Origin of the sequence: Vibrio mediterranei (assembly GCF_900088415.1) — a bacterium.
Lineage (GTDB): Bacteria > Pseudomonadota > Gammaproteobacteria > Enterobacterales > Vibrionaceae > Vibrio > Vibrio mediterranei.
Map to the genome: position 1 here is coordinate 178,915 of NZ_FLLQ01000003.1, position 11,788 is coordinate 190,702.

The following is an 11,788-nucleotide window of genomic DNA, read 5'->3' on the forward strand; positions in this document are numbered from 1 at the left end:
AATAATGAGTTATTTTGAAGCCTTTATATTGGCTCTAATTCAGGGACTTACTGAGTTTTTACCTATTTCAAGTTCGGCTCACCTGATTTTACCTTCAGCGGTTTTAGGATGGGAAGACCAAGGTTTAGCCTTTGATGTGGCAGTACACGTGGGTACGTTAGCTGCGGTGGTTATCTATTTCCGCAAGGAAGTGGTTACCTTATTTGGCGCGCTATTCGGCTCTATTTTCAAAGGAGAGCGCAGTAAAGAGGCTAAGTTGGCTTGGATGATTGTCCTTGCAACTATTCCTGCGTGTATCTTTGGTTTGCTGATGAAGGACATCGTGGAACTGTATTTGCGCAGTGCTTATGTGATTGCGACAACGACAATCGTGTTTGGTTTGCTGCTTTGGTGGGTAGACAAAAACTCCAAGTTAGCAGACGATGAATACCAAGCGGGTTGGAAGAAAGCGTTATTTATTGGCTTAGCACAAGCTTTGGCGATCATACCTGGTACTTCTCGCTCTGGTGCGACCATCACGGCGGCGTTGTATCTCGGATTTACTCGCGAAGCGGCAGCGCGTTTCTCGTTTCTGATGTCTATCCCAATTATCACTCTGGCTGGTGCTTATCTTGGTCTAAAACTGGTGACAGGCTCTGAGCCCATTCATGTTGGTTTCCTACTAACTGGCATCATCGTGTCTTTTATTAGCGCCTACATTTGTATTCACTTCTTCCTAAAATTGATCTCAAGAATGGGTATGACACCATTTGTGATCTATCGACTGATTTTAGGTGTGGGCCTATTTGCGTTTCTACTGATGAGCTAAGACGACAAAGCCTAAGCCTTAGGGCTTAGGCTTTGTTCTACGGCTTTAACACGACGCTTATCAAGTTCTTCTTTAATTGCTTGCCCTTTAAAACCATCTGCTATGATGTCTTGCACTTCCACACTGATTGCCGCTTGGTAAGCTTGCATGAAACGTTCAGCTTGTGGATACGGGGCTCTCTCCAGTCCTTTTCGTCCTTTATGATCGGCCTCACAGCAAACCAAGACTTGCTGTAATTTTTCAGGTTTACGCCACACATCGAGTTGGCCAAAAATCTTAATGAAGGTTGCCGGCCTTAGCTCGGCCGCACGATGAACGTTGGAGTGCTGAGCGCAAACCGCAACAGCTAAATCACGGTACTCATTAGGTACACGTACGCGACTACAAAGAGACTTTATAGCTTTTTGTCCAGTGTGTGTATGAAGCTTATGGCTTGGCCACTCTTCTGCAGGCGTTAGAGCTTTTCCGAGGTCATGAACTTGAGCGGCAAAACGGACGATTGGCGATGTGCTTAGCAATGCAGCTTGCTGTGCAACCATCAGCGTGTGTATGCCCGTATCGATCTCAGGATGCCACTTTTCAGGTTGTGGAACACCAAACAGTGCGTCTAACTCTGGCAAAACAACTGCAAGCGCACCGCAGGAACGAAGTACATCTAAAAACACCTCAGGATGACGAGTTGTCAGTGATTTGTGCCACTCTTGCCACACTCGCTCGGCGGTTAAGTACTGCAATTCCCCATCGTTAACAATTGATTTCATTAGATCCATGGTTTCTTGAGCGACAGTAAATCCGAGGTGAGCAAGCTTGGCCGCGAAACGAGCGACTCGCAGCACCCTAAGTGGATCTTCAACGAATGCCGGTGAGACATGACGTAACACTTTATTTTTTATGTCTTGCTGTCCGTTGTAAGGATCAATAATACGTCCGGAATCGTCCTGTGCCATGGCGTTAATGGTAAGATCGCGGCGCATTAAGTCCTGTTCTAGAGTAACATCTGGCGATGAAAAGCATTCGAAACCGGTATAGCCTTTGCCAGCTTTGCGTTCAGTGCGAGCGAGAGCGTGTTCCTGTTTCGACTTAGGATGCAAGAAGACAGGAAATTCCTTGCCTACAGCTTGAAAGCCGTCAGCCAACATTTGTTCTGGTGTTGCGCCAACCACGACCCAATCTTTGTCATAGACCTCAAGTTTAAGCAATTGGTCGCGTACTGCGCCCCCAACAAGATAGACTTGCAAATTGGCTCCCCTTTTTCGTACTTAGCCGTTGGCATTCATCTAGCTCAATGGTACTTTGCTTTGACTGATATTGTAAGGTTGAATGGATGTATAAGGATTATTTTGGTTTTTACGAGGTGCCATTTTCAATAGTACCGAGCTCTCGTTATTTATTCTTGAGTCAGCGACATCGAGAAGCAATGCAGCACCTTCAAGCTGGTCTTGGCCAAGGTGGTGGATTCGCCATGTTAACGGGAGAAGTGGGGACAGGAAAAACCACCGTAGCCAAAGCCATGTTAGCGTCACTGGATGATAAAACGGCATCTGGATTGATCCTAAATCCTACGTTTTCGAGCCAAGATCTGCTTGAAGCCATCTGCGACGAGTTTTCACTTAGTTACCCTGAAAGGGCTTCCTTAAAACAGCTCAGCCAAGCCATATACCAATATTTAATCGATAATGATCAACAAGGTATTAATACGCTACTTGTGATCGATGAAGCGCAGCATCTCTCTGCGGAAGTTCTCGAGCAGTTGCGACTGTTGACTAACCTTGAAACGGATGATCATAAGTTACTGAAAGTTTTGTTGATTGGTCAACCTGAGTTACAAGACAAACTGCGCACAACCCAATTACGCCAATTGGCCCAACGAATCACCGGACGCTATCACCTATTGCCGCTTACGGAAGGGGAGACTCGCCAATATATAGACTTTCGCTTGTCGATGGCTGGCGGTGACATTTCACTGTTTTCGAAGGGGGCAGTGGCTGCCATAAATAACGCCAGTCAGGGCATTCCGCGTTTGATTAATCTCATCGGAGATAAAGCGTTACAGTATGCTTATCACTCAGGAGAGAAAAAAGTATCTAAGTCTTTGGCTCATAAAGCTTGTGAAGATATTCTTTCGTTCCAAGCTCCTGGTGTGGGACATTCGGTGCAAAACACAGGTGGTGGTTTGTCAGAATTATTGTCGACTTATGCAATGCCTGTGCTACTAGGCATTGCAGTTGCTGGGGGACTGTACTGGAAAGGTGCAGAAGGATTAGCGTGGTTGTCATCATTATCAAACCAACAGCAAGTTGCTGAGCCAGTCAGTGCCTCAAGCTCTTCCTCCAAAGAAGTGATAATACCTGTTAATAATGTTGATGAACCTTATCCTAAAGAGCTACTACAAGATCTGTTTAAACGAAAAGATAAAATATCTGCGATTCAAGAGCTTTATGCGGTTTGGGGCTACAAAGCAGGTGTACTTGATGGCATGTGCGAAGAGTCACCGAGCAGTAGTTTTGAGTGCCAAAAGTATTTAGGTACCTTGTCTCAGATAGAGCAACAGAATCTGCCTGTTGTGATGTCTTTGTATTTGGATGGACGACAAAGTTATGTGGTGCTGTATCAAGTTTCAGACGACCAAGTGCAAGTGCTGAATGGTCAGCAACGTATCTCTTTGCCGAAATCATGGCTTGAGCAGTTATGGACTGGTGAATACTACTCTATTTGGCAACGTGAACTGCAAACCACGCTCCGATTGAATCAACAGGGAGCGCAAGTTCGGTTATTGGATGAAAAATTGTCAAAAGTGCTTGGAGGTACACCTTCTGGTAGCGATATTTTCGACGAAGCACTAAAACGTAAAGTGGAAGTCTTTCAGCGTTGGCAGAATATTGATGTTGATGGCATAGCTGGGCGTAATACGCTGCGTAAATTGGAGCTTTTAACCCAGAATAACCCACCTTCCATCGAAGCCAAGCAGAACCAAGAGGGGTCACTATGAAGTCTCTAATCTGGAGTAGTTTAGTGCTCGTTTCTGTCGGTGCAATAGCCTCTCAGAGTGCACTGGAGGACCCACAGAAACCAAGCGAATCATACTCTATTTTGGCATACCCTAATTTTTCGCAGCTTAAACCGTTGCCACAAGTCAGCGTGCCCGTTGCTACGACTCAGGTCACTCAAGTTGTAAACACGACGAGTGCTAGTTCACCTATTGATGTTGTGCCAGATACCAACACGGCTTCAGAACAGTCTTTTGATTTAGAGAACTTAGATCTGAGTGGTTTAGACCCTGAGATTGCTCGCAAAGTCGCGTCTGCCATCAATAAGACAGAACCTACTTTAGTACCAAGTAATTCAGATCATATCGCTCTGGAAGATAATCAAGCTCGTTATCGTGGACGTCTGCCTGCATTGAATCTACAAACTCATATGTATTCGTCTGATGCTCAGCGACGTTGGGTTAAAATCAATGGTCAAGAGTTAAAAGAAGGGGATAGAATGAATAATATCCAGTTGCTCGCTATAGAGCCTCAGTTCATTACCATTCGCTTTGATAACGATATCATTGATATTCCTGCCTTGTATGAATGGGGCGGATAAAAAACGGGACGCTAGGTAGCGTCCCATTTTCATTGTCATTGAGTATATTTAGTTTGCAGCAGAGACTTTGGGAGGCTTCGCCTGTAATGGCTCGGTAGCAACTAGCTCAAACTGCTGATAAGGGAATAGATATTCTGCTTCGGTTTTTACTTGCTGAGCTTTACTCGTATCTCCCATCCCTTGGTAAGCCGTTATCAGATTACGATAAAAAGCAGGACGTGGCTTGTGACGGATAATATCCACAGACCAGTCAATATAAGGTTGAATTAGCGTTTTATCACCAGTGCGTAACCCGAGCTTTAGGTAAGTGCTATAGACATCCCAGTCATAACGATCTTGCCATGCCATAGGGTTACTGACTTGCTCTAAGATGGTGACATCGACTGGGTCAGATTTTTCAAACTTAGCTAACACATAATTAGTATGCAAAGATGCAACCATATAGGTGATGACCAAAATTGGTATCAATAGAGACATCACTCTCGTCAGTGTCTTAGTTACACCGGATAACGAAGCTTGTTTTAATCGAGGCGTACGTTGGTCTACCCAATAAATCAGGATGATAAAGGTAATCCAGTGTATCAGTGAATGATAAAACGGATACTCCGTTTGACTGTGCAGCGCAATGGGTAAGAATAGAGCGAATATAGCCAAGCGTGTCCCGGGTTTAGCGGTGTAAATTCGGCTTAGGATGAAAAGAGCCGCGAGCAAAATGCCAAGAATCGGCAGCAATCCCCCCTCAATCCCCCAAAACAACAATTCGTTATGTGGGTGATCCAGAGCAGGTACGCCAGCAGCAAAATTGTTGTTGAGCTGGTGCTGTCGAGCCGTATACACCATGTACTCAGCTTCAAACTTTCCCAATCCATAGCCAGTAAATGGCTTCTCGATCAGCATATCTATGGACTGGCTGTAAATCGTTGTACGAATGTCGGTAAAGCTGGCTTTTTGTTCGATAAGATTTTGGCTACTGCTGTTGCCAAATCCAAGCAAAAGTCCTAATGCTACGCCGGCTAAACTAGCAAAAGACCAGCCTCGAAAGCGCTTCCTAGTTGAGTGTCGATACAGATAAGGGATAAGCAGCAATGTTCCGATTAGTGCACCTAGCCAGCCTGTTCTTGAGCCTAAAACGACAATTAGAGGTAAGGTAATAACGGGTGTTAAATATAAGATGGAGACATCGCTGATATGCCAGTTATATTTATGTCGTTGACGTGCGAGCAGATAACCAGACAGAACCAGAGCGGTGGCGAGAAAGCTAGCCATCACATTAGGCTGTTGGAAGATCCCATAAGGGCGGTTAATGACTACGTTATATCCCATGAAATTATCATCGGACAGCAAGAAATATTGGCCATAGCCAATCGCAGACTCAATCAGAGCCGCTAGGACAACCAACCACAAAAACCGTTGTTTCTGCTTATTGGTGAAGCGAAATTGCTGCAAAACAATGAACAACAACATGCCACTCCACAGAGCAATAAATCGAGGAGCGACGGAAACCATGTCGGGTTTGCTGTAGAACAGTGGAACACTTAACAGAATACAAGAGAGCAACAAACCAATAGTAAGTTTGCTGTAGCGCAATATTTGGTTGCTACCGAGTTGATAAAGCCCAATAGCTAAAGCGACGCTAAATGCAATCCACGCTGTGTTATTGAAGGTGAGTGCAAGCCCCAAGCCGCCTGGATTTGGCCAGAAAACATGTGTCGCGATGAGATAAAGCATCGCCATAGCGGCCATGAACTTTCGATTGAGCGGGGGACGAACTCGATTTTCAGCCAGTTCTGTACCGTTGGTATGAATAATTGCCATGCTTGCTACTAGTTAATGAACAAGAAAGAGAGTGACGTAACCATACGTCACTCTTCTAAGATGCCCTAATTTAACCTTTTAGCATAGGTTTTAGGAAGCGTGCTGTGTGAGAACCTTCGACTTGAGACACATTTTCTGGGGTCCCTTGAGCGATAATTTCTCCTCCTCCCTGTCCACCTTCTGGCCCTAAATCGATGATCCAGTCAGAAGTTTTAATGACATCAAGATTGTGCTCGATAACCACGACGGTATTGCCATGGTCACGAAGACGGTGCAGAACGGACAAGAGCAGCTCGATATCGTGGAAATGCAGACCTGTTGTTGGCTCATCTAAAATATAGAGCGTTTTACCCGTATCACGTTTAGAGAGTTCTCTAGCCAGTTTAACCCGCTGAGCTTCACCACCTGAAAGTGTTGTCGCAGCTTGACCGAGACGAATGTACGAAAGACCTACGTCCATTAGGGTTTGTAGTTTTCTAGCAATTACAGGAACCGGATCGAAGAACTCACGAGCATCTTCTACAGTCATTTGTAGCACTTCATCAATGGTCTTACCCTTGTAGCGAACTTCTAACGTTTCACGGTTATAACGCTTCCCTTTACATACGTCACATGGCACGTATACATCAGGTAAAAAGTGCATTTCTACCTTGATAACGCCGTCACCTTGACATGCTTCACAGCGGCCGCCGCGAACATTGAAGCTAAAGCGACCTGGTTTGTAGCCACGAGAGCGTGACTCTTGAGTGCCTGCAAACAGTTCGCGAATGGGGGTGAAGATACCAGTATAAGTAGCAGGGTTAGAGCGGGGTGTACGACCTATTGGACTTTGGTCAATATCGATCACTTTATCGAAATGCTCTAAACCTTCAATCTTCTTATAAGGGGATGGTTCGGCAGTTGTTGCTCCATTGAGCTGAGTGTGCGCTATCTTAAAGAAGGTATCATTAATCAAGGTGGATTTACCTGAACCGGAAACACCAGTAATACAGCTAAATAGACCAACTGGAATAGTTAAATCGACATTTTTAAGATTATTGCCTGTTGCACCTTGCAGCTTCACCACCTTCTTGGCATCCATTGGCGTACGCTGTTGAGGAATCGCGATTTCTCGTTTCCCGCTTAGGTACTGACCGGTTAGTGATTCTTCTGATTGGATAATGTCTTCAATAGTACCTTCAGCTACTACAGAACCACCATGAACGCCTGCGCCAGGGCCAATATCAATGACGTGGTCTGCCGTTCGGATAGCATCTTCGTCGTGTTCAACAACCAATACGGTGTTACCTAGATCTCTTAAATGCGTTAGCGTATTAAGAAGACGTTCATTGTCGCGCTGGTGGAGACCAATAGAAGGCTCATCAAGAACGTACATTACCCCGACTAGACCTGCACCAATTTGACTTGCCAAGCGGATACGCTGCGCTTCCCCGCCTGAAAGTGTTTCGGCACTGCGTGACAGGTTTAAGTAGTTAAGGCCTACATTAATGAGGAAGTGCAGACGATCATTGATCTCTTTCATGACTTTCTCTGCTATTTGGGCGCGTTGCCCCTCAAGCTCTAATGAACGGAAAAAGTCCATGGCACCACTGATGCTCATTTCGACGATTTCTGGCAATGTGGTATCAGCGATAAAGACATTACGTGCTTCTTCACGCAGCCGAGTACCACCACAAGAACCACAGGATTTTGTCGAGATATATTTCGCGAGATCTTCACGTACTGAGTTAGATTCAGTATCACGATAACGGCGCTCAAGGGTATTTAGGATCCCTTCAAATGGATGGCGTTTCACGCGGATATCACCGCGATCGTTAACGTAGTTAAATTCTACCTCTGTACGACCTGAGCCTGTGAGCACCACATCTTTGATCTTTTTCGGCAGAGATTTAAAGGGCGCGTATAAATCAAAGTCGTAATGCTTGGCCAGTGAGGTCAGCATTTGGAAGTAGTAGTAGTTCTTCTGATCCCAACCACGAATCGCACCTTCAGCAATGCTCAGTTCTTCATCCATCACGACTCGGGCTGGATCGAAGTATTGTTGGACTCCTAAACCATCACACGTGTGGCAGGCCCCAGCAGGGTTGTTAAACGAAAACAGGCGAGGCTCAAGCTCTTGCAAGCTATAGCCACAGTAAGGGCAAGCGAAATTAGCAGAAAAGATGATGTCCTCTTTTTCAGGTTCATCCATCCAAGCGACACCGACGATGCCTCCTGAGAGTTCTAGTGCGGTTTCAAAAGATTCGGCAAGACGCTGCTGTAAGTTATCTCGAACTTTAAAGCGGTCGACAACCACCTCAATGGTGTGCTTTTTATGCAGCTCAAGTGTCGGCGGATCGGAAAGATCGCAGGTTTCTCCGTCGATACGGGCGCGAATAAAACCTTGAGCTGAGAGGTTTTCTAGAGTTTTAACATGCTCACCTTTACGCTCCTTAACAATTGGAGCTAGCAACATCATTTTAGAGCCTTCTGGTAGCTCTAGAACCTTATCAACCATTTGGCTAACGGTTTGTGCGGCTAGTGGTGTTTTGTGTTCTGGGCAGCGTGGCTCGCCCACTCGAGCATACAGCAAGCGCAAGTAGTCATAGACTTCTGTAATGGTACCCACAGTTGAGCGAGGGTTATGCGAGGTGGATTTTTGCTCTATAGATATAGCTGGAGACAAGCCTTCGATGTGGTCAACATCAGGCTTTTCCATCAAGGATAAAAACTGTCTTGCATAAGCGGATAAGGATTCCACATAACGACGTTGCCCCTCTGCGTACAGAGTATCAAAGGCGAGTGAAGACTTACCTGAGCCCGAAAGGCCAGTGATAACGGTCAGTTTGTCGCGAGGAATTGTCAGATTGACGTTTTTTAGGTTATGGGTTCGAGCACCCCTAACTTCGATCTTATCCATTGTTGCCACTCATGTAATACGTAGTGTGACAAGTATTACATAGTGTGAAGTTTGTGCAAAGAAATACTGGATAAAAAAACAGGTCTGTAAATGTAAAAAAGCGCCACTTCTCGATGAAAATGGCGCTACTGCTTATCGTTTGTTTTGTGAGCTCAAGCTTATATTACGCTTTCTTAGTTGCGTGTTTGCCAAGCTCTGCTGTTTTCTCATCTTTTAGGTAAAGATTCTCAAAGCAGTAGTTCGTTGCTTCGATATAGCCTTCTACGCTACCGCAGTCAAAACGTTGACCTTTAAATTTGTAGGCCAAAACGCAGCCAGCTTTTGCTTGTTTAAGCAAGGCGTCGGTGATTTGGATTTCACCGCCTTTGCCAGGCTCTGTTTGTTCAATTAGCTCGAAAATATCTGGAGTAAGAATATAACGACCAATGATTGCTAGGTTGCTAGGCGCTGTGCCTTGCTCAGGTTTTTCAACCATATCATCTACACGGAAAAGATCGTCTTTAATCATTTCACCGGAGATAACACCGTATTTGTGCGTTTCATCTTCAGGTACTTCTTGAACCGCAACGATTGAGCAGCGGAACTGTTTGTAGAGCGCGACCATTTGAGCCAGTACACCTTGATCTTCGTTAACACAAAGGTCGTCCGCTAGAACGACGGCAAATGGTTCGTCACCTACAAGCTCACGACCAGTCAAAATCGCATGACCCAGGCCCTTCATTTCACGTTGGCGAATGTAGGTGAATTGTGCCGAATCAATGATGTCGCGGATATCAACAAGAAGCTCTTCTTTATTAGTGCCACTAATTTGGTGTTCAAGTTCGTAGTTTTTATCGAAGTGATCCATGATGGAGTGTTTACCACGACCGGTAACAATACACATTCCGTCCATTCCCGCTTGAATGGCTTCTTCCACACCGTATTCAATCAATGGTTTGTTAACCACTGGCATCATTTCTTTAGGCATAGATTTTGTAGCGGGTAGGAAGCGAGTTCCGTAACCAGCTGCCGGGAATAGGCACTTCTTGATCATGATAAAACCCTTTATCTTTATTCGTTTTAATTTGTTGCCACTGACGGGCGATTGGACCTAAGTCTACATATTATCGCCGGTTTATGACAGTAGAAATGTGTCAGAGTTCGCTCTGTTTTGCATTGAAAAACAGAGCGAACTCTCTACGTAGATGAAGATGTGTTTTGTGTGTATTGCTAGGAGAGAAGGTTTTGATTGGCCCAAGCTATCGCTTGTAGGCGGTTTTTTACAGAAAGCTTTCTAAAGACTTGATAAAGGTGAGATTTTACTGTGGACTCAGTAATAAATAGGTCTTCAGATATTTGTAAGTTGCTGGCTCCCGATTGCAGACACCGCAGGATCTCGATTTCTCTAGCCGTCAAATCTACCACAGTGGGAGAGGTATTTGCTGAAACCACATGGCGATAGTGGTGTAACAGTTGGCTGGTTACTTCTCGAGGTAGCCAGTTTTTGCCGTTAATGATTTCTCCCAGACCAATCACGATTTTCTTAGCGTCTTCGTGGCTGTAAAAGAGCCCTTTGATATGACCATATCTAAGGATCTCCTCGGTCGTTAGCCGATGCGGAACATTGATCAGTACGGTCTCAAAATTTTTGCTTGCTAAAGGCAGGTTTAACACTTGTTGGAAAAGATCTAAGGATTCTTCGTAATCAAAGAGCAAAATACGATTACGAGAACCGGAGGTGGTTGAAAGTAGATCTTGAGGAGTGATGGCTTGAATAGCATTAATACTTAGATGGGATAAGCGCTTGACCGTTTTGGTAACTGAGTCCTCTTGATTAAGAGTGACATGTTGAATGACGCGTTGGTAATTATTTCTTCTCATAGCACACTTTTACTCGTGGTTTTTATGCATATTGACGAGTATGTAGTTTATGTTCTAGTGATAAAAAAGTAGTTTGAGAGTGACTTAAAACTATCTAAGTAATTGATATAAATATAAAGTTTATCATTGTTTGCTTCGCTCGTAATAACGAGGGGAAAGGGGTTATTTTGGTATCCTCAGGATAAGCGCTGTTGCGGTACCAGTGGTTCGTGTTATCCTACTGGGCTAATTTGAAACACACTGTGGTTACGGAGCAAAACATGGCAAGCCGTGGAGTAAACAAAGTCATTCTAGTGGGTAACTTAGGTAACGACCCAGAAATTCGTTACATGCCAAACGGCGGTGCCGTGGCGAATATTACAATCGCAACCTCTGAATCTTGGCGTGATAAAGCGACAGGCGAGCAGCGTGAAAAAACTGAGTGGCACCGCGTTGCTCTGTTTGGCAAGCTAGCGGAAGTTGCTGGTGAATATCTGCGTAAGGGCTCTCAAGTTTATATTGAAGGTCAACTGCAAACTCGTAAGTGGCAAGACCAAAGTGGTCAAGACCGCTACACAACGGAAGTTGTTGTTCAAGGTTTCAACGGCGTGATGCAAATGCTAGGTGGCCGCCAAGGTGGTGGTGCTCCTATGCAGGGTGGTATGCAAGGCGGCATGAACCAAGGTGGTGGCATGCAGCAGCAAGCTCCTCAACAACAGGGTTGGGGACAGCCTCAACAACCTGTACAACAACCAGCTCAGCAAAAACCTGCTCAACAGCAGCCGCAATACAATGAACCACCAATGGACTTCGATGACGATATCCCGTTCTAATCAGTG

Annotated in this window: 9 protein-coding genes; 4 read left to right on the forward strand and 5 right to left on the reverse strand. The window is 45.1% G+C overall.

Going from position 1 to position 11,788, the window contains the following annotated elements:
- Positions 1-4: 4 nt before the first annotated feature.
- On the forward strand, positions 5-808 hold the full coding sequence (locus VME0621_RS10760) for an undecaprenyl-diphosphate phosphatase (RefSeq protein WP_038229107.1): 804 nt from the start codon (positions 5-7) through the stop codon (positions 806-808).
- Between the two features lie 11 nt (positions 809-819).
- On the opposite strand, the gene VME0621_RS10765 is transcribed toward VME0621_RS10760, so the two are convergent.
- Positions 820-2,046: a multifunctional CCA addition/repair protein gene (locus VME0621_RS10765; RefSeq protein WP_062456671.1), complete on the reverse strand. Its 1,227-nt coding sequence runs from the start codon at positions 2,044-2,046 to the stop codon at positions 820-822.
- A gap of 86 nt (positions 2,047-2,132) precedes the next feature.
- Between VME0621_RS10765 and VME0621_RS10770 the strand changes: the two genes are divergently transcribed.
- Positions 2,133-3,797, forward strand: a complete 1,665-nt coding sequence (locus tag VME0621_RS10770) for an ExeA family protein (protein WP_062456673.1) — start codon at positions 2,133-2,135, stop codon at positions 3,795-3,797.
- The gene (locus VME0621_RS10775; RefSeq protein WP_062456676.1) at positions 3,794-4,396 is read left to right on the forward strand and encodes a general secretion pathway protein GspB; all 603 of its coding nucleotides are present in this window, start codon (positions 3,794-3,796) and stop codon (positions 4,394-4,396) included. The genes VME0621_RS10770 and VME0621_RS10775 overlap by 4 nt, the downstream gene beginning before the upstream one ends.
- A gap of 48 nt (positions 4,397-4,444) precedes the next feature.
- Here the strand turns inward: VME0621_RS10775 and VME0621_RS10780 are convergent, their stop codons facing one another.
- The 4 genes from VME0621_RS10780 to VME0621_RS10795 form a co-directional block, all read right to left on the reverse strand.
- On the reverse strand, positions 4,445-6,211 hold the full coding sequence (locus tag VME0621_RS10780) for a PglL family O-oligosaccharyltransferase (protein WP_062456679.1): 1,767 nt from the start codon (positions 6,209-6,211) through the stop codon (positions 4,445-4,447).
- Between the two features lie 70 nt (positions 6,212-6,281).
- A complete protein-coding gene (gene uvrA, locus VME0621_RS10785; protein WP_062456682.1) occupies positions 6,282-9,110 on the reverse strand; it encodes an excinuclease ABC subunit UvrA in 2,829 nt (942 codons plus the stop codon).
- Between the two features lie 163 nt (positions 9,111-9,273).
- Positions 9,274-10,143 carry a UTP--glucose-1-phosphate uridylyltransferase GalU gene (gene galU, locus VME0621_RS10790; RefSeq protein ID WP_006070978.1) on the reverse strand — a complete coding sequence of 290 codons (870 nt, stop codon included), beginning with the start codon at positions 10,141-10,143 and terminating at the stop codon, positions 9,274-9,276.
- A 176-nt stretch (positions 10,144-10,319) separates the two neighbouring features.
- On the reverse strand, positions 10,320-10,970 hold the full coding sequence (locus tag VME0621_RS10795) for a LuxR C-terminal-related transcriptional regulator (RefSeq protein WP_038229115.1): 651 nt from the start codon (positions 10,968-10,970) through the stop codon (positions 10,320-10,322).
- A gap of 260 nt (positions 10,971-11,230) precedes the next feature.
- Between VME0621_RS10795 and VME0621_RS10800 the strand changes: the two genes are divergently transcribed.
- Positions 11,231-11,782, forward strand: a complete 552-nt coding sequence (locus VME0621_RS10800) for a single-stranded DNA-binding protein (RefSeq protein ID WP_006070982.1) — start codon at positions 11,231-11,233, stop codon at positions 11,780-11,782.
- Positions 11,783-11,788: the final 6 nt, after the last annotated feature.